Origin of the sequence: Pseudomonas sp. 6D_7.1_Bac1 (assembly GCF_025465945.1) — a bacterium.
In the GTDB taxonomy this organism is placed as follows: Bacteria; Pseudomonadota; Gammaproteobacteria; order Pseudomonadales; family Pseudomonadaceae; genus Aquipseudomonas.
In genome coordinates this window covers 121991-142151 of the sequence record NZ_JANLNW010000020.1, presented here as the reverse complement: position 1 = coordinate 142151, position 20161 = coordinate 121991, and the positions used below count along the sequence as shown (strand labels likewise).

Annotated in this window: 13 protein-coding genes; 1 reads left to right on the top strand and 12 read right to left on the bottom strand. The window is 59.9% G+C overall.

The window, feature by feature from the left end:
• Positions 1–114: 114 nt before the first annotated feature.
• The 10 genes from NTD87_RS06045 to NTD87_RS06000 form a co-directional block, all read right to left on the bottom strand.
• Positions 115–1533 (bottom strand): FAD-dependent oxidoreductase, encoded by a 1419-nt coding sequence (locus NTD87_RS06045; RefSeq protein WP_262112594.1) that lies wholly within the window; start codon positions 1531–1533, stop codon positions 115–117.
• A 33-nt stretch (positions 1534–1566) separates the two neighbouring features.
• A complete protein-coding gene (gltB, locus tag NTD87_RS06040) occupies positions 1567–6012 on the bottom strand; it encodes a glutamate synthase large subunit (protein ID WP_262112592.1) in 4446 nt (1481 codons plus the stop codon).
• Between the two features lie 349 nt (positions 6013–6361).
• On the bottom strand, positions 6362–7963 hold the full coding sequence (locus NTD87_RS06035; RefSeq protein WP_262112590.1) for an AAA family ATPase: 1602 nt from the start codon (positions 7961–7963) through the stop codon (positions 6362–6364).
• A 10-nt stretch (positions 7964–7973) separates the two neighbouring features.
• Entirely contained in the window at positions 7974–9074 is a 1101-nt protein-coding gene (aroB, locus tag NTD87_RS06030) for a 3-dehydroquinate synthase (protein WP_262112589.1), read from the bottom strand.
• Between the two features lie 147 nt (positions 9075–9221).
• Positions 9222–9740 carry a shikimate kinase AroK gene (aroK, locus tag NTD87_RS06025; protein ID WP_262112588.1) on the bottom strand — a complete coding sequence of 173 codons (519 nt, stop codon included), beginning with the start codon at positions 9738–9740 and terminating at the stop codon, positions 9222–9224.
• Between the two features lie 4 nt (positions 9741–9744).
• Positions 9745–11829, bottom strand: coding sequence for a type IV pilus secretin PilQ (gene pilQ, locus NTD87_RS06020; protein ID WP_262112587.1), 2085 nt, complete (start codon positions 11827–11829; stop codon positions 9745–9747).
• A 13-nt stretch (positions 11830–11842) separates the two neighbouring features.
• Positions 11843–12370, bottom strand: coding sequence for a pilus assembly protein PilP (locus tag NTD87_RS06015; protein ID WP_262112586.1), 528 nt, complete (start codon positions 12368–12370; stop codon positions 11843–11845).
• Entirely contained in the window at positions 12367–12990 is a 624-nt protein-coding gene (pilO, locus tag NTD87_RS06010; RefSeq protein ID WP_262112585.1) for a type 4a pilus biogenesis protein PilO, read from the bottom strand. The genes NTD87_RS06015 and pilO overlap by 4 nt, the downstream gene beginning before the upstream one ends.
• Positions 12987–13553, bottom strand: coding sequence for a PilN domain-containing protein (locus NTD87_RS06005; RefSeq protein ID WP_262112583.1), 567 nt, complete (start codon positions 13551–13553; stop codon positions 12987–12989). The genes pilO and NTD87_RS06005 overlap by 4 nt, the downstream gene beginning before the upstream one ends.
• Positions 13553–14617: a pilus assembly protein PilM gene (locus tag NTD87_RS06000; RefSeq protein WP_262112582.1), complete on the bottom strand. Its 1065-nt coding sequence runs from the start codon at positions 14615–14617 to the stop codon at positions 13553–13555. The genes NTD87_RS06005 and NTD87_RS06000 overlap by 1 nt, the downstream gene beginning before the upstream one ends.
• A 217-nt stretch (positions 14618–14834) precedes the next feature.
• On the opposite strand from NTD87_RS06000, the gene NTD87_RS05995 reads away from it, so the two are divergent.
• Positions 14835–17282 (top strand): penicillin-binding protein 1A, encoded by a 2448-nt coding sequence (locus NTD87_RS05995; RefSeq protein ID WP_410017466.1) that lies wholly within the window; start codon positions 14835–14837, stop codon positions 17280–17282.
• Between the two features lie 72 nt (positions 17283–17354).
• Here the strand turns inward: NTD87_RS05995 and NTD87_RS05990 are convergent, their stop codons facing one another.
• On the bottom strand, positions 17355–17744 hold the full coding sequence (locus NTD87_RS05990) for a DUF6124 family protein (RefSeq protein WP_262112580.1): 390 nt from the start codon (positions 17742–17744) through the stop codon (positions 17355–17357).
• A gap of 904 nt (positions 17745–18648) precedes the next feature.
• Positions 18649–19917 carry a malic enzyme-like NAD(P)-binding protein gene (locus NTD87_RS05985; RefSeq protein WP_262112578.1) on the bottom strand — a complete coding sequence of 423 codons (1269 nt, stop codon included), beginning with the start codon at positions 19915–19917 and terminating at the stop codon, positions 18649–18651.
• Positions 19918–20161 lie beyond the last annotated feature (244 nt).

Below are 20161 nucleotides of genomic sequence, written 5' to 3'. Positions count from 1 at the left end.
AACAACTGTGGGAGCGAGCCTGCTCGCGATGAAGGCATCACACTCAACATCTCTGTTGACTGATCCACCGCTATCGCGAGCAGGCTCGCTCCCACAGGGTTTTGTGTCGTTCGATCAGACGCCCAGGTAATCCAGGATCCCTTCAGCCGCATTACGGCCTTCGAAGATCGCCGTCACCACCAGGTCAGAACCACGCACCATGTCGCCACCGGCGAAGATTTTCGGGTGGCTGGTCTGGTGTTTGTACTGACCAAGTTCTGGGGCCACAACGCGGCCCTGGCTGTCGGTCTGGATGTTGAACGTCTCGAACCACGACGCCGGGCTAGGACGGAAACCGAACGCGATGACCACGGCGTCGGCCGGGATGATCTCTTCGGAACCCGGGATCGGCTCGGGGCTGCGACGGCCACGGGCGTCCGGTTCGCCGAGACGGGTCTCGACCACCTTCACGCCTTCGACGCGATCTTCACCAACGATGGCGATCGGCTGGCGGTTGTAGAGGAATTTCACGCCTTCTTCCTTGGCGTTCTTCACCTCTTTGCGCGAGCCAGGCATGTTCGCTTCGTCACGACGATAGGCACAGGTCACCGACTTGGCGCTCTGACGAATCGACGTACGGTTGCAGTCCATCGCCGTGTCACCACCGCCCAGTACCACAACCTTCTTGCCCTTCATGTCGACGAAATCTTCCGGCGACTTTTCAAAGCCCAGGTTGCGGTTGACGTTGGCAATCAGGAAGTCCAGCGCGTCGTAGACGCCCGGCAGGTCCTCACCGGCAAAGCCGCCCTTCATGTAGGTGTAGGTGCCCATGCCCATGAACACGGCATCGTATTCTTCGAGCAGTTGCTCGATGGTCACGTCCTTGCCGATTTCGGTGTTCAGGCGGAACTCGATGCCCATGCCGGTGAAAACTTCGCGGCGATTGCTCAGCACAGTCTTTTCCAGCTTGAACTCGGGGATGCCGAACGTCAGCAGACCGCCAATTTCCGGGTTCTTGTCGAACACCACCGGCGTCACGCCGCCGCGTACCAGCACGTCGGCACAACCCAGGCCCGCAGGGCCTGCGCCGATCACCGCGACACGCTTGCCGGTCGGCTTGACCTTGGACATGTCCGGGCGCCAGCCCATGGCGAACGCGGTGTCGGTGATGTACTTCTCGACCGATCCGATGGTCACTGCGCCGAAGCCGTCGTTAAGGGTGCACGCACCCTCGCACAGACGGTCCTGCGGGCACACGCGGCCGCAGACTTCCGGCAGGGTGTTGGTCTGGTGCGACAGCTCGGCGGCGGCGAGGATGTTGCCCTCGGCCACCAACTTGAGCCAGTTGGGAATGAAGTTGTGCACCGGGCACTTCCATTCGCAATACGGGTTACCGCAACCCAGGCAGCGGTGGGCCTGGTCGGCCGACTGCTGGGGTTTGAAGGGTTCGTAGATTTCCACGAACTCTTTCTTGCGTTGACGCAACAGTTTCTTCTTCGGATCCTTGCGCCCGACCTCGATGAACTGGAAGTCATTATTCAGACGTTCAGCCATTGTTAAAACCTCATCAAACTCTTCAGGCGCATATCACTGCGGGTTGGCACGGGTGCTGGAAAGCAACGATTTCAAGTTGGCAGCCTTAGGCTTGACCAACCAGAACCGACGCAAGTAGTCATCGAGGTTCTCAGCGAGGTTACGACCCCACTCGCTGTCGGTTTCCTCGACGTATTCGTTCAGCACGCGTTGCAGGTGGCTGCGATAGGCTTCCATCGCCTCACCGCTGATGCGCTGGATTTCCACCAGTTCGTGGTTGACCCGGTCAACGAAGGTGTTGTCCTGGTCGAGCACGTAGGCGAAACCGCCGGTCATGCCTGAGCCGAAGTTGTAACCGGTCTTGCCCAGCACGCAGACGAAACCACCGGTCATGTACTCGCAGCAGTGATCGCCAGTGCCCTCAACCACAGTGTGAGCACCGGAGTTACGCACCGCGAAACGCTCGCCCGCAGTACCGGCGGCGAACAGCTTGCCGCCGGTGGCGCCATACAGGCAGGTGTTGCCGATAATGGCGCTGTCCTGAGTCTTGTAGGCGCTGCCTTTTGGCGGAACGATGACCAGTTTGCCGCCGGTCATGCCTTTGCCGACGTAGTCGTTGGCGTCGCCTTCGAGGTACATGTTCAGGCCGCCGGCATTCCACACACCGAAGCTCTGACCGGCCGTCCCTTTGAAACGGAAGGTGATCGGCGCGTTGGCCATGCCCTGGTTGCCATGCTTGCGAGCGATTTCACCGGAGATCCGCGCGCCGATGGAACGGTCGCAGTTGCAGATGTCCAGAGCGAAGTCGGCGCCGCTCAGGTCGTTGATCGCCGAAGTGGCCATCTCGACCATCTTCTCGGCCAGCAGGCCTTTGTCGAACGGCGGGTTACGGTCGACCTGGCAGAACTGCGGCTTGTCTGCCGGGATGTGATCGCTGCCCAGCAACGGGGTCAGGTCCAGATGGTTTTGCTTGGCGGTCTGGCCTTCGAGGATTTCCAGCAGATCGGTACGACCGATCAGCTCTTCGAGGGAACGCACACCCAGCTTGGCCAGCCACTCACGGGTTTCTTCAGCGACGTAGGTGAAGAAGTTCACCACCATGTCGACCGTACCGATGTAGTGGTCCTTGCGCAGTTTTTCGTTCTGAGTCGCAACGCCAGTGGCGCAGTTGTTCAGGTGGCAGATACGCAGGTATTTGCAGCCCAGGGCGATCATTGGCGCAGTGCCGAAGCCGAAGCTTTCAGCGCCGAGGATGGCGGCCTTGATCACGTCGAGGCCGGTCTTCAGACCACCGTCGGTCTGCACCCGAACCTTGCCGCGCAAGTCGTTGCCGCGCAGGGTCTGGTGGGTTTCGGCCAGGCCGAGCTCCCACGGTGCGCCTGCGTACTTGATCGAGGTCAGCGGCGAAGCGCCGGTGCCGCCGTCGTAGCCGGAAATGGTGATCAGGTCGGCATAGGCCTTGGCCACGCCAGCGGCGATGGTGCCAACGCCGGCTTCTGCTACCAGCTTCACCGAGACCAGCGCCTTCGGGTTGACTTGTTTCAGGTCGAAAATCAGCTGCGACAAGTCTTCGATCGAATAGATGTCGTGGTGCGGCGGTGGCGAAATCAACGTCACGCCCGGCACTGCGTAGCGCAGCTTGGCGATCAGACCGTTGACCTTGCCGCCTGGCAGCTGACCGCCTTCACCGGGCTTGGCGCCCTGCGCGACCTTGATCTGCAGCACTTCAGCGTTGACCAGGTATTCCGGGGTCACACCAAAACGGCCAGTGGCCACTTGCTTGATTTTCGAGCTCTTGATGGTGCCGTAACGCGCCGGATCTTCGCCGCCTTCGCCGGAGTTGGAACGCGCACCGAGGCGGTTCATGGCTTCGGCCAGGGCTTCGTGGGCTTCGGGCGACAGCGCGCCCAGCGAGATGCCGGCGGAGTCGAAGCGCTTGAGCACCGACTCCAGCGGTTCGATCTCGCTGATATCCAGCGGTGTCTCAAGGGTTTTGACCTTGAACAGGTCGCGGATCATCGACACCGGACGGTTGTCCACCAGCGCCGTGTATTCCTTGAACTTGCTGTAGTCGCCCTGCTGCACAGCGGCTTGCAGGGTGCTGACCACGTCCGGGTTGTACGCGTGATATTCGCCACCGTGGACGAACTTCAGCAAACCACCCTGCTGGATTGGCTTGCGCGGGCTCCAGGCTTCAGCAGCCAAGGCCTTCTGTTCGGCTTCGATGTCGACGAATCGCGCACCCTTGATACGGCTTGGCACACCACGGAAGCTCAGATCGCAGACTTCCTGAGACAGGCCGATGGCTTCGAACAGCTGTGCGCCACGGTAGGACGTGACGGTCGAGATGCCCATCTTCGAGAGGATCTTGAGCAGGCCTTTGGTGATGCCTTTGCGGTAGTTCTTGAACACCTCGTAGAGGTCGCCCAGCACTTCACCGGTGCGGATCAGGTCGCCCAGCACTTCGTAGGCCAGGAACGGATAAACCGCCGAGGCTCCGAAGCCGATCAGCACCGCAAAGTGATGCGGATCGCGTGCGGTGGCGGTCTCGACCAGGATGTTACTGTCGCAACGCAAGCCTTTTTCGGTCAGGCGATGGTGCACCGCGCCAGTGGCCAGGGAAGCGTGAACCGGCAGTTTGCCCGGGGCAATATGACGGTCGCTCAGCACGATCTGGGTACGCCCGGAACGCACGGCTTCTTCGGCCTGATCGGCGATGTTGCGCACCGCGGCTTCAAGACCCAGCGCCTCGTCGTAGTTGAGGTCGATGATCTGGCGTTCGAAGCCTGGGCGATCGAGGTTCATCAGCGAGCGCCACTTGGCCGGGGAAACGACCGGCGAGCTAAGGATCACGCGCGAAGCGTGTTCCGGCGACTCCTGGAAGATGTTGCGCTCGGCTCCGAGGCAGACTTCCAGCGACATGACGATGGCTTCACGCAGCGGGTCGATCGGCGGGTTGGTGACCTGCGCGAACTGCTGGCGGAAATAGTCGTACGGCGTGCGCACACGCTGGGACAGCACGGCCATCGGCGTGTCGTCGCCCATGGAGCCGACCGCTTCGTAGCCCTGCTCGCCCAGTGGACGCAGCACCTGGTCACGCTCTTCGAACGTGACCTGATACATCTTCATGTATTGCTTGAGCTGGTCGACATCGTAGAACGCCGAACCGTGGTCGTTGTCTTCCATGGTCGCCTGGATGCGCAGGGCATTCTTGCGCAGCCATTGCTTGTACGGATGACGGGACTTCAAGCGGTTGTCGATGGCATCGGTGTCGAGGATCTGACCGGTTTCGGTGTCCACGGCAAAGATCTGACCCGGCCCGACACGGCCCTTGGCGATCACGTCTTCAGGCTGGTAGTTCCAGACACCGATTTCCGAGGCCAGGGTGATGAAGCCGTTCTTGGTGGTCACCCAACGCGCCGGACGCAGACCGTTACGGTCGAGCAGGCACACCGCGTAACGACCGTCGGTCATTACCACGCCGGCCGGGCCATCCCACGGTTCCATGTGCATCGAGTTGTATTCGTAGAAGGCCCGCAGATCCGGGTCCATGGTTTCGACGTTCTGCCACGCAGGCGGAATGATCATCCGCACGCCACGGAACAGGTCGATGCCGCCGGTGACCATCAACTCCAGCATGTTGTCCATGCTCGAGGAGTCGGAACCCACGCGGTTGACCAGCGGGCCAAGCTCTTCCAGATCCATCAGATCGTTGGTGAACTTGGTGCGACGGGCCACGGCCCAGTTGCGGTTGCCGGTGATGGTGTTGATTTCGCCGTTGTGCGCCAGGAAGCGGAACGGTTGAGCCAACGGCCATTTCGGCAGGGTGTTGGTGGAGAAGCGCTGGTGAAACACGCAGATTGCGGTTTGCAGGCGCTGGTCGCTGAGGTCTGGATAGAAGGCGGTCAGGTCCGCCGGCATCATCAGGCCTTTGTAAATGATGGTCTTGTGGGAAAAGCTGCAGACGTAGTGGTCGAGGTCGGCGGCGTTGGCCACGGACGAGCGACGACGGGAAGTGAACAGCTTGACGGCCATGTCCTGATCGCTCAGGCCAACACCGCCGATGAACACCTGTTCGATCTGCGGCAGACGCTCGAGCGCCAAGCGGCCAAGAACGCTGGTGTCGATCGGCACTTTGCGCCAACCGACCAGTTGCAGGCCGGCCGCCAGGATCTCGCGATTCATGTTCTCGCGAGCCGCTTCGGCTTTTACCGGGTCCTGATTGAAGAACACCATGCCCACGGCGTATTGCTTGGGCAACTCAATACCGAACGTTTCCTGGGCGATGGCGCGCAGGAACACGTCGGGCTTTTGCATCAGCAGACCGCAACCGTCGCCGGTTTTGCCGTCAGCGTTGATCCCACCGCGGTGGGTCATGCAGGTCAGGGCCTCAATGGCCGTTTGCAACAGGGTATGACTGGGTTCGCCCTGCATATGGGCTATCAGGCCGAAACCGCAGTTATCCTTGAACTCATCTGGTTGGTACAGACCTGCTTTCATAGACACTTTCTCACCAGGCTGCCTCTTATCGAGACAAATTTCTTTTCAATTCAACCAGTTACCTTCCACGCCGAACGTACGCCAGCTTTGTGGGGGCAAAAGGGAGGTCATTGTACACACCGACACAGAGGCTCACAAATTTGACGACGAAACATCGCAAATCTATGTCGCATTTATGAAAGGTTTAAAGCGATATGCTGTGCTAGTCAAAACATTTTTAATGTTGACCGCAACGACTCAAAGACTACTGTGACGCAGACACCACAAGGCACGCGGCTTTGACAGCCACATGCGCTTGTAGAAATTTTGAGGTGCCGGGAGAGGCGGCCTGGGTAAGGCCGCCGAATCTTCAGCGAGTTGTTGCCAGTTCCTGTTGGACGCTGGCGACAGAGCGAGGCCAAGGTTTACCAGCCTGAACCTTCGCTGGCAAGGCCTTGATGGCGGTAACGGCTGCATCGCGGTTGGCGAAGCTGCCGTAGGTGATGACGTAAAGCGGCTTGCCGTTGAGGACTTTCTTGAAATAGCGGTACTCGCCGCCCTGTTCCTTGACGAAGTTTTGCGCCGTGGTTTCAGAGCTGGTACCGAGGATTTGCACCACGTAGTTGCCCGGCGCCTGACCGGCATACCAGGTACCGCCGGTCGCAGCTTTGGCGACGTTGGCCGGCTTCTCGACCGGTTTCTCCACCGGCTTGGCAACCGGGGTTGGCTTGGCCACTGGAGCCGGTTTGGCTGCAGGTGCCGGGGCCGGCTTGGTGGTAGCGACCTGAGTCGGCGCAGGCGTTGGCTTGGCCGCCGGAACTGGCGCAGGTGCTGGCGTCGGACCGGCCGGGATACCTGCCGGAGGCGCGGTGGTGGTCACGGTAGGCGGTTTGGCGCTGGAACCTTCGACCGGTACGCCGTCGTCGCCTTCGGTGATACCACCCGCGGCTTCTGCCAATGGGCCACGCATCACTGGCTGCGATTGTCCGACCAGCGGCAACGGCATCGGCTGGGTATTGCCGGCGAACTCGACCGCCGGAGCGCCGCCGTTCGGTTTCGGTGTACCCAGCGGCAGTTGAGCCTGCTCATTGGCTGGCGCGCCGGTGGTTGGTGCCTTGCTGCGACCTGGCATCAACCAGGCGGCGGCCACCGCGACCACGACTACGGCGGATATCGCCAATACGTGTTTCTTCGGCATATTGAACCCCATACTTGGACGCTTGACCGCTGAGCGGCTAGCAATCATGGCTTCGATCATCGCATCGCGGGCGACCTGATTGATGTTGCCAGGCCATCCATCGGAGCTTTCGTGAATCTCAGAGATCTGATTCGCGGAGAAAAGTTCGATTCCCTGACCGGCGCCTTCGAGTCGCTGGGCCAGGTATTCGCGGGTTTCTTCTTCGGCGTAAGGTTGCAGCTCGATGACGTGGAAGCGCTCTTCCTCGGTGCTCAACTGCTCAAGCTCGGCGATCAACGACGACTCGCCGAACAGGAACACGTGCGGACGGCCTTCCGGTGCACCCGCCGCCAGCGCCAGCAGCGCTTCAAGGGCGGATTCGTCGAGTTGCTCGGCGTCATCGACCAGCAAGTAAACTTCCTGGCCAGTCAGTGCGAGCTGCACCACCTGCTTGAGGATCGCGCCGACTTCAGCCTGGGCGACGTTCAGCGCCTGAGCCACCTGACGCAACACACCTGCCGCGTCGCCGGCGCCACGGGCGGAAACCACCACGCTCTGCACCGATTGCTTGTTGGTGCTGGCTACCAGCGCCTGACGCAACAGGGTCTTGCCGCTGCCTTGCGGGCCGGTGACCACCAGCAACAACTGGCTGTAACGCGCCAGGTGATGCAGTTGCCCCAGCACGGGTTTGCGCTGGGCCGGGAAGAATTTGAAGCCAGGTACCCGTGGAGCAAAAGGGTCGTGACTCAACTGGTAGTGGCCGAGGAACGCCTCGTCGGCATGCAAACTAGTCATCGGGATCTTATTAACCTTTAAGCTGAGCCAGGGCGCGGTAATCCGCCCCCAGCGTGGCCTGTAAAACCTCTTTCGGATAATCGTCGGTCACTACGGCTTCGCCCATGCGGCGCAACAACACCAGTCGCAAACGACCGTCGATTACTTTCTTGTCAATTGCCATGTGTTCGAGAAAATCGGCTTCAGTCATCTCTTGCGGCGGGATGACCGGCAACCCGGCACGCTGGAACAGGCGAATGCCACGATCACGCTCCTGGGCACTGATCCAGCCCAGACGCGAAGACATTTCCAGGGCCATTACAGTGCCAGCAGCCACCGCTTCACCATGTAGCCAGACACCATAGCCCATGTGGGTTTCGATGGCGTGGCCGAAGGTATGCCCCAGATTGAGCGTGGCGCGAACACCGGACTCACGCTCGTCGGCACCGACCACAGCAGCCTTGGCCGCGCAGGAGCGTTCGATAGCGTAGGTCAGGGCCGTTTGATCCAGCGCCCGCAGGCGATCGACGTTATCTTCGAGCCAGGTGAGGAACGGCTCGTCGCAGATCAGCCCGTATTTGATGACCTCGGCCAGGCCCGCAGACAACTCGCGAGCCGGCAAGGTATTGAGCGTGGCGGTATCGATCAACACGACGTTCGGCTGATAGAAGGCGCCGACCATGTTTTTGCCCAGCGGGTGGTTGATGCCGGTCTTGCCGCCCACCGAGGAGTCGACTTGCGACAGCAAGGTGGTCGGGACCTGGATGAAATCGACACCACGCTGATAACAGGCGGCGGCAAAACCGGCCATGTCGCCAATCACACCGCCGCCCAGGGCGATCACGGTAGTGCGGCGGTCATGGCGGGCCGTGAGCAGGCCGTCAAAGATGGTTTGCAGGGTTTCCCAGTTCTTGAAGGCTTCGCCGTCGGGCAGAACCACGGAAATAACCGAAAATTGTGCAAGGCTGCGGGTCAGACGCTCTAGATACAGCGGCGCAACGGTCTCGTTGGAGATGATCGCGACTTGCCGCCCGGCGATATGCGGCGCCAGCAGTTCGGGCTGATCCAGCAACCCTTCGCCAATATGGATCGGGTAGCTACGCTCGCCTAAATCGACCTTAAGTGTCTGCATGTGTCCCCACAGTGAAGTTGGAATCAGGCGTCCTGCCTTACATTATCGACTGGCAACATCTGCTTGTGTGACGTTGCCCACCAGCCACGCGCCACACCCTCGAACGGTTATGACCGGAGCCGAGGATAGCGCATTTCGCTCTGCGCATTAACGGGGAGGTAGCTGCTGCAAGCGTTCCAGGATATCCAGCACCACCATTCGCGGCGGCCGTTCATCGGTTTCCACCACCAGGTCGGCGATTTCCCGATACAGCGGATCGCGCAGCGCCAGCAAATCCCGGAGGGTTTTTGCCGGATCGGCGGTGCGCAACAACGGACGATTGCGATCACGCGCAGTGCGCCCGACCTGCTGTTCGACCGACGCGTGCAGATACACCACTCGCCCGCCGGCGTGCAGCGCTCGACGATTGGCGTCGCGCATCACTGCGCCACCACCGGTCGCCAGCACCACGCCATCGAGCGCGCACAGCTCGGCGATCATCGCCTGCTCGCGATCACGAAAGCCGGGCTCGCCTTCTTTATCGAAGATCCACGGGATATTGGCGCCTGTGCGCAATTCAATTTCCTTATCGGAATCCTTGAACGGCAGGCGTAGCTCTTTGGCCAACAAGCGGCCGATGGTGCTTTTTCCAGCACCCATCGGCCCAACAAGAATCAAATTTCGCACAGAATCAATGACTCACAGCAATCGCCTGGTTATTCATGATACGCGGAGTGAGAAATACCAGCAGCTCGGATTTTTTCTCCGACACCACGTCACGCCGGAAAAGGCGGCCAAGATACGGCACATCACCGAGAAATGGCACCTTATCTACAACCTTGCTCTGAGTATTTGAGAAAACTCCACCGATGACGATGGTCTCGCCGTCGTTGACCAGTACCTTGGCGTTGACCTCGTTCTTCTTGATCGGCGGTACATCCTGCACTTTGTTCAGGTAATCCGGCTCATCCTTGGTGACCTTGACCTCCATGATGATGCGGTTGTCCGGGGTGATCTGTGGCGTCACTTCGAGCGACAACGAGGCCTCCTTGAATGACACCGATGTCGCACCGCTGGAGCTGGCTTCCTGATAGGGAATTTCCGTACCCTTGAGGATCTTCGCGGTTTCCTTGTCGGAGGTGACCACTTTGGGTTGAGAGACGATTTCCCCGTTACCGGTCTTCTCCATGGCGGTCAGCTCAAGGTCCAGCAACACGTTGTCGGTGATGAAGGCGATGCCGATCCCCGAGGTATTGCCCGCCGTGCCCATGTCGACGAACGGTGAGTTGGTGCTGGTGCTGCCCGGTGTACCAATGGTCGATGAGGCGTTAGCCCCGTTGCTGACGCCGGAGGCGTTCCAGTTCCCCTTGTTACTCACCGAACCACCCCAGCGAACGCCGAGGCTTTTGTCGTAGTCGACGTTGGCTTCGACGATCCGCGCCTCGATCATCACCTGACGCACGGGAATATCCAGCTGAGCGACGATCCGCCGTAGCTCATCCAGGCGATCCTGGGTCTGGTAGGCAATGATGTTGTTGGTTCGCTCATCGACGGTGATCGAACCGCGCTCATCGATTTTCGCCTCGGCGCTGGTCACCGACTGGAACAGCTTGGCGATATCCGCCGCCTTGGCATAGTTGACCTGCAACAGCTCACGGCGCAATGGCGCCAGTTCGGCAATCTGCTTGCGCGACTCCAGTTCCTGGCGCTCGCGGGCAGCAATCTCATCGGCCGGCGCTACCAGCAAGACGTTGCCAATCTTGCGCTTGTCCAGGCCTTTGGTCTTGAGCACCAGGTCCAGCGCCTGATCCCACGGCACGTTTTGCAGGCGCAAGGTGATGCCACCCTGCACCGTGTCACTGGCCACCAGATTGAGGTTGGTGAAGTCGGCGATCAGCTGCAGTACCGAGCGCACGTCGATGTCCTGAAAATTCAATGACAGCTTCTCGCCGCTGTAGGCAAAGCGCTCTGCGTTGCGCTTGCGCAGATCATCGACGGTCATCGGGCGGACGCTGACAGTCAGCTTGTTGTCGGTCTGGTAAGTCGAATAGTCGAATGCACCGCTGGGCTCGATGCTGATGCTGGTCTTATCGGAGGACGCACTGGCATTGACGAATTGCACCGGTGTGGCGAAATCCTTGACATCGAGACGAACCCGCAAGCGTTCAGGCAACTGGGTTTTGGCGAAGTTGAGGATGATCTTGCCGTCATGTTCCTGGATGTCCGGGCTAATGCCTGGGTCCGAGAGATCAATGATGACATTGCCTTCACCCTGCTCACCGCGCTGAAAGTCCACGCCGCGAATCGCCTTGCTGACGGGGGCGTAGCTCTTGTCTGGCGCCGGTGTGGCACTGGCCACTCTCGGTGCGGCGGGCCGTTTTTTTTGAGCTCTGCCTGCGGCCTGCCCAACCACCACATACAGCGTGTTGCCCTCAACGCGCGTGCTGTAAGGCGTCAACTGCGTCAGGTTGATGATCAAACGAGTACGATCCTTGGCCTCGACCACCGTCGCGCTGCGGGCGTTGCCGCCTCCCAGGTCACGCGTCTTGCTTGCCAGCTGACTGCTCACACCCGGTAAATCGAGAGCGATTCGCGCCGGTTGATCGGTGGTGTAGCCATGGGGCGCGGGCGGTGGCCCATCGAAAGCCAGTTTCAACTCGACGCGATCACCCGGCAGCGCGGCGACATCCAGCGTTTTAAGATTGGCCGCCTGTACCATCGGTGAAAGCAGCGCCATCCATAGCGACATCCCGAGGGCTGAAAGGATCCTGTTCATGATTCGAGTTCCACTATGAGTGCTCTTTCAAAGGAATAGTCCGCGGTCGCTCCAGCCAGGCACCCTCGCCATCGGGAACGATTTCGACCACATCGACTTGCGAGTCGCTGATGGCCACGATCCGGCCATCGTTGCGCCCCAGGTAGTCACCGACCTTCAACCGATGCACCCCACCGGCGCCGCGCAATAGCGCAAAGACTCCTGAGGCATTGGAGATAGTGCCGACCATTTCAAACTGCTCGATGTTGAAACCTTCGAGGTATTGTTTGATCCGGTGCGGATCGGGTTTGACGTTGCGCGAACCCTGTTTCCGACCTGCCAGATCCGTCCTGATCTGCGGTGAAAACGGGCTGCGTAAAGACGCAGCGTTGTAGGTGAAGGTTTCGTAAGACCTGAACGTCGGCACAGGCTCAATCTTGCCGGGCGGGCGCAAGCGCACCTCGCTCATGTAGGCATCCAGATCACTGAAGTCGTTACCATTGCCACAACCGGCGAGACCACCCAGCAGCAGAAGCAGCGAAAACCATCGGGCCGCATTCATTTCTGCAGCCCCTTGTCGTTGTAGCGGTAGGTCTTGGCCAGGATGTTCATACGCAGTTTCGAGCCACTGCCCGCAGCCACTGGCTCGATGTTGAAGTTGTGCAGGGTGACGATCCGTGGGAGGCTGGCGACGCCACTGACGAAAGTTGCCAGGTCGTGGTAGGCGCCGGTCACAGTGACCTGGATCGGCAGCTCGATGTAGAACGGCTGGGTGACTTCCGGCAGCAGCTTGATCTCTTCGAACTCCAGCCCGCTGCCCAATCCGGTACGGGTGATGTCTTCCAGCAGGCCGGGCACTTCGGTATCGCTGGGCAACTGTCGCAATAGCACGCCGAAGGAGGTTTCCATTTCCTTCATCTGCTCGATATAAGCCTCAAGATTGGCTGCCAGATGCGCTTTGCTCGCGAACTGCTCCTTGAGGGTGATTTCCCCGGCACGGGCTGCTTCGAGCTGATCGTCAAGATCCTTGAGGTAAAAGCTGTAACCCAGCGCCAGCACCAGAACCATCAGCAACCCGCCGAGCAGACCTTTGACCGCCGCAGGCCAGGAGCCCATGGTGCTGAGGTCCAGGTCATTGATATCGACCTTGCGCAGACTCTCGAACCATTCGGCCGGACTCATTTCGCGTCCTCCGCTGCGGCCGGCTGAGTCTGGCGAACGGTCAACTGGAACACATTGGCCTGATCCAGCGCCCCGGCGGTGGTCGCCTTCACCTCGGTCAGGCTCGGCGAATCAAACCAATCGGAGGCATCAAGGTTGCGCAACAAGTCCGAGACACGGTTGTTCGATTCTGCCGCACCGCTGATGGACAGCGTTTTATCGAGCATTTTCACGTCGGTGAAATACACCCCGTCTGGCAGCGTACGCGCCAATTGATCGAAGATCCGCCCGCTGATCGGCCGGTTGCCTTGCAAGTCCTGGATGATCCGCATCCGCTCCACGAGCTGCTGGCGCCGGGCTTTCAGATCGCTGATCTGCCTGATCCGGTCATCGAGCACGGCCACTTGTTTAGCCACGTAATCGTTGCGCGCGACTTGTCGATCAATGGCACTGCTGATGTAGCGGTCCCCCAGCAGAATCACGCCGACTGCCGCGACCAACACCCCGGCCAGCGCCAACAGGAAGCGCTTGCGACGTTCCTCGCGCAGTTCTTCGCGCCAAGGGAGAAGATTGATCCGCGCCATCAGTCGAAACTCCTCAGCGCCAGGCCGCAGGCAATCATCAGCGCCGGCGCATCACTGGCCAGAGCACTGGCGTTGACCTTGCTGCTCAGTGTCATGTCGGCAAACGGATTGGCCACCTGCGTCGGCGTCCCAAGCTGCTGCTCGATCAACCGATCCAGCCCGGCGACCGACGCGGTGCCACCGGCCAGCAGGATATGATCGACTGCGTGGTACTGGCCCGAGGCGAAAAAGAACTGCAACGATCGCGAAACCTGCTGCACCAATGCCTCGCGAAACGGTTGCAGGACTTCGCTGACGTAGTCGTCAGGCAAACCACCCTGTTTTTTCGCCAACCCCGCCTGCTCGACGGTCATGCCGTAGCGGCGCTGGATTTCCTCCGTCAACTGTCGACCGCCGAACAACTGCTCACGGGTGTAGATGATTCGGCCCTTGGACAACACGCTCAAGGTGGTCATGGTGGCGCCGATGTCGACCACGGCCATCGTCGGACGCTCATGAACGCCGGCCAACTGTGCCGACAGCAAGCCAATTGAACGCTCCAGCGCGTAAGCTTCGACATCAACCACCCGTGCGGTCAGGCCGGCAAGGGCCAGCGCGGCTTCGCGAACTTCGACGTTTTCCTTGCGACACGCCGCCAGCAGCACATCGACCCGCTCGGGATGACGATGGGAAGCACCCTGCACCTCAAAATCGATGGCGACTTCTTCGAGGGGATAGGGGATGTATTGGTCAGCCTCGATCTTCAACTGACTTTCCATGTCATCGGCGCCAAGCCCGGCGTCCATTTCGATGGTCTTGGTAATGACCGCTGATCCGGCAACCGCCACCGCGACATTCCTGACGCTGGTTTTGGCCTTGAGCAACACCCGGGACAACGCTTGGCCGACACCTTCCAGTTCGGCGATGTTTTTCTCGACCACCGCGTTGGCCGGCAGCGGCTCTACCGCGTAGGCTTCCACCCGGTATCGCGTGCCTGCGCGACTTAGCTCGAGAAGCTTCACCGACGTGGAGCTGATGTCGATCCCCAAAAGCGTGCGGTTTTTTTTATTGAAGAGTCCCAACACTCGCATTTCCCTATGACTATCCGTGAGTTACGGACTCTGTATGGTTCGTTGCATTCAATAGCGGCGCCTTGACAGAGGCGCCAAATGCGCTTTCGGTGGAAAAATGCTTATAATGCCCTGCGTTTTTCTCCGCTTTCCCAAGCGCGGGTCGATCCTTGCTGACTCTGAATGCCCTGACGCCTAATTCATTCTTTACCCTGGATGTCCAAAAGCCTTGATTCGTCTGCTGAAATTTTTCGGGTGGTCCATCGTCGCCGTTTTCTGTGGACTGCTCCTCGGTCTGAGCGGCGCTTTTCTTTACCTTAGTCCCGGATTGCCGTCCGTGGAGGCACTAAGAAGCATTCAGTTGCAGATTCCCTTGCGGGTCTACAGCAGCGACGGCAAGTTGATCGCAGAGTTTGGCGAAATGCGCCGCACGCCGATCCGTTTCGCCGACATTCCCCCCAATTTCATCAATGCGTTACTAAGTGCTGAAGACGACAACTTCGCCAACCACTACGGCGTCGACCCCAGCAGCCTGATGCGTGCCGCGACCCAATTGGTCAAAAGCGGACACATTCAATCCGGCGGTAGCACCATCACCATGCAGGTGGCGAAGAACTTCTTCCTCACCAGCGAACGCAGCTTTTCGCGCAAGACCACGGAAATCCTCCTGGCCCTGCAAATCGAGCGTCAGCTGACCAAGGACGAGATCCTTGAGCTTTACGTGAACAAGATCTATCTGGGTAACCGCGCCTACGGCATCGAGGCGGCGGCGCAGGTGTATTACGGCAAATCGATTCGTGACGTCAGCCTGGCGCAGATGGCGATGATCGCCGGCCTGCCGAAAGCGCCTTCGCGCTTCAACCCGTTGGCCAACCCCGCGCGCAGCAAGGAACGTCGCGACTGGATCCTGGGGCGCATGTACAAGCTCGGGAAAATCGACGAGGCGGCGTATCAGACCGCAATCAACGAGCCGCTGAACGCCAGCTATCACGTGCCGACGCCGGAAGTGAACGCGCCGTATATCGCTGAAATGGCCCGCGCCGAAATGGTCGGTCGTTATGGCGCCGATGCTTACACCGAAGGTTTCCGCGTCACTACCACCGTGCCGAGCAACCTTCAGGAGATGGCCAACACCGCCGTTCATGAAGGCTTGATCACCTACGATCAACGTCACGGTTACCGCGGCCCTGAATCCCGTCTGCCGGGCAAGACACCCGACGCCTGGGCCACGGAACTGACCAAGCAGCGCACCATCAGCGGCCTGGAACCGGCCATCGTCACCCTGGTCGAGAAGAATGGCGTGCAGGTCCTGACCCGCAGCGGTGAAGAACATGTCAGCTGGGACAGCATGAAATGGGCGCGCCCGTTCCTGAATACCAACAGCATGGGCCCGGTACCGAAGCAGCCATCGGACGTCGCCCAGGTCGGTGACCTGATTCGCGTTCAGCGCCAGCCGGACAACGCCCTGAAGTTCAGCCAGATTCCGGTCGCCCAAAGCGCGCTGGTTTCGCTGGACCCACAGAACGGCGCGATCCGCGCCCTGGTCGGCGGTTTCGCTTTCGAGCAGAGCAACTACAACCGCGCAATGCAGGCCAAGCGCCAACCGGGCTCGAGCTTCAAACCATTCGTCTACAGCGCTGCGCTGGACAACGGCTACACCCCGGCGAGCCTGGTAAACGACGCACCGATCGTGTTCGTCGACGAGTACCTGGACAAGGTCTGGCGTCCGAAGAACGACACCAACACCTTCCTCGGCCCGATCCGCATGCGTGAGGCGCTCTACAAGTCGCGCAACCTGGTGTCGATCCGCCTGCTCCAGGCGATGGGCGTCGATCGCACCATCGACTACATCAGCAAGTTCGGTTTCAACAAACAGGACCTGCCGCGCAACCTCTCGCTGGCCTTGGGTACCGCAACGCTGACACCGATGGAAATCGCCACTGGCTGGAGCACCTTTGCCAACGGCGGCTACAAGATCAGCCCCTACATCATCGACAAGATCGAAAGCCGCAACGGTGACACGCTGTTCGTCGCCAACCCGCCAAGCGTGCCGAAGGGCGATATCGCCAGCAGCGGGATTGCAGCGCCGGCCAACGCCACCTTTACGGTCAACCCGACGCCAGGCGAAGCCCCGGCCGCACAAGCAACACAAGCCGCCGCGCAGGCGCCGGCCGTGGCTGAACGCATCATCGACGGGCGCACCACCTTCATCCTCAACAGCATGCTTGAAGATGTGATCAAGCTCGGTACCGGGCGTCGCGCCCTGGCACTGGGCCGCAGCGACATCGCGGGCAAGACCGGGACCACCAACGAATCCAAGGATGCCTGGTTCTCGGGCTACAACGCCGATTACGTGACCACGGTCTGGACCGGTTTCGACCAACCGGAAAGCCTTGGCAAGCGCGAGTTCGGTGGCACCGTGGCGCTGCCAATCTGGATGAACTACATGGGCGCCGCGCTCAAAGGCATGCCGCCACATACCCAGGCTGAGCCTGAAGGCATCCTCAGCCTGCGGGTTGACCCGGTCAGTGGCCGTGCAGCAACGCCAAGCACGCCAGGCGCCTACTTCGAGCTGTTCAAGGCCGAAGACACACCGCCATCGGTCAACGAACTGGGCAACGGCAATGCCCCGGGCAGCCCGCTGCCAGCGGATGAAGCGGCGCCGATCGATTTGTTCTGATCACACAGCCCCACCCAAAAGCCCCGCTCTTCGATTGAAGGCGGGGCTTTTTAGCCTCTGGACTTCGCGCTTCTACTCTTTGACGTAAAACTGGTCCGACTCCGACGGGTTGTAGTCATCCAGCGCCCTGTCCACCAGTAACAAGGCGCCATCGACCATTCGGCAAATCGCCAACGCCACACTGCGTCGTGAACCTTCGATCTCGAATGCCAGGTCGGCGGCCATGACCTTGACTGAGGCCAGATCTTCCGAGGCATTGGCCAACAGACTTTCGAGACCCACGTCGGGCGCAACGCTAAACAGACGGTCTGAGCGCAGATCGCTGAAGCGCAGTTTGGCGAGCGTGGGTTTCAGGTAGTGATCGAGGGCGCGGTGGGCGGCGTCGTGGAGCTTTTTTGAATCGAGGGATTCGTAGGGGGAGACGTCGTCGTGTTCTGGCGGATCGGGGATCAACTTGTCCATGTTTTGCTCCTACTGAAGTGGGAGCCACGACTTGCCGGTCTCACTCGGCAAAGAGGTGGCAGCTGTGAACGGGGTGAGAATACCGGTAGTAGGCACCCGGCCAGACCGAAGTCTGCCCGCACACAGCCGCCATAACACATGGTGCAGACGAAAAACGTCGGCGACGATTATGGTAGAGCTAGCGCTTTGCGCCTACTGAATTTCCCGGGTTCTCACACCCTGTCGCTGAATTGGCAGCGACGTTCAAAGGCTAGACGCGGCCCTTCCGAGCGGCAACCCTAAAGACTTGTCAGAGATTTCTACGCTGCCCGCGATGCTGTCATCGAGTTCAAGCCTCTTCCTACGGGAATTACACAAACCCCACCACTCAACAGGCCGAGCGTTAGCTCGCCTGCCGCCTTTGATCTTGATCTACCCGCCCCTTCGGGAGGCCGAGTGGAGGTGTTCATCAGGGGGTGGGCGCGCAGCGCCGTACGGCGTAGCCGGACACATCGAGAGGAGGTCGAAGCGAAGCCGACCGGAGGCGATGCCCCCTGATGAATGCCGGAGCAAGGGTACGCCGAGCCTAGGCGAGGGGCCGTACGCTTGGGGCGAGACTTTTTGGTTCCTTTTGGCTGGGCCGGCACTCCGGGCGTTTGACAAAAGGGACTCGCCGTAAGGGCGAAACCGTAAGTGGCCGTTACCGCAGGAATGGATATGTACACCTGCAAGAGATTGGTCGGCTGTCAGGCCGCCATCGCGAGCAGGCTCGCTCCCACCGTTTTGATTGGTGTACATATTCAGGAGATGGGTCGGCTGTCAGGCTCACTCCCACAGTTTTGATGGGTGTATATCAGCAAATGACAGGCATAAAAAAACCCCGACTCACAAGAGCCGGGGCTTTCTGTTGAAGCGTTACAACGACTTAGCCGTTGAACACATCATCCACGCTTTTCAGCGGGTAGTTCTTCGGATACGGCAGGGTCGCCACACCGGTCTCGATCGCAGCCTTGGCCACAGCATCGGAGATCACAGTGATCAGACGCGCATCCATTGGTTTCGGGATGATGTACTCACGACCGAATTCCAGCTTGATGCCACCGTAAGCGTCACACACTTCCTGAGGCACTGGCAGCTTGGCCAGTTCACGCAGGGCGTTGGCCGCAGCCACTTTCATTTCTTCGTTGATGCGCTTGGCGCGAACGTCCAGGGCACCACGGAAGATGAACGGGAAGCCCAGTACGTTGTTCACCTGGTTCGGGTAGTCCGAACGACCGGTGGCCATGATCACGTCGTCACGGGTAGCGTGAGCCAGTTCCGGGGAGATTTCCGGGTCCGGGTTCGAGCACGCGAACACGATCGGGTTGGCCGCCATGGACTTCAGGCCTTCAGCGCTCAGCAGGTTCGGACCGGACAGGCCGACGAACACGTCTGCGCCGGTCAGGGCGTCTGCCAGGGTGCGCTTGTCAGTCGCGTGAGCGAAGACAGCCTTGTACTGGTTCAGGTCGTCACGGCCGGAGTGGATCACACCGGTACGGTCAACCATGAAGATGTTTTCGATGTTGGCACCCATGCTCACCAGCAACTTCATGCAGGAGATGGCGGCAGCACCGGCACCCAGGCAGACGATCTTGGCTTCCGGCAGGGTTTTGCCAGCGATTTCCAGGGCATTGATCATGCCGGCAGCGGTCACGATCGCGGTACCGTGCTGGTCATCGTGGAACACCGGAATGTCGCACTGCTCGATCAGAGCACGTTCGATCTCAAAGCACTCAGGTGCCTTGATGTCTTCCAGGTTGATGCCACCGAAGGTGATGGAGATACGCTTGACGGTGTCGATGAAGGCTTGCGGGCTTTCGGAGTCGACTTCGATGTCGAACACGTCGATACCGGCAAAGCGCTTGAACAGCACGCCTTTACCTTCCATCACCGGCTTGGAAGCCAATGGACCCAGGTTACCCAGGCCGAGAATCGCGGTGCCATCGGAAATGACTGCAACCAGGTTGCCTTTGCCGGTGTATTTGTAGGCCAGTTCAGGGTCGCGGGCGATTTCGCGTACTGGTTCGGCTACGCCGGGGCTGTAGGCCAGCGACAGATCGCGGGCGGTAGCGGTGGCCTTGGTGAGCTCGACACTCAGCTTCCCTGGACGAGGATGGGCGTGATATTCGAGAGCGGCAGTTTTCAAATCAGACATGTGGGCATTCCGCTTTTACTGTTGGACAGACGGACCGCCGAGGATACTCGTGTCGCAAAGTCCCTACAAGACTGACCAGTCACCCCTGTCAAGAGCCCTACCCTACGACTTTGGGCCAAGAGCCACGGAACACAAGGGCTTAACTGTTCACAATCATATTAAAAAATGTCTACAATTTTTTCTTGAGGCGCCGTTTGAAGCATGGCCGGATGGGTCAGAAGCAACATAACCGAGGCCTTCAGCG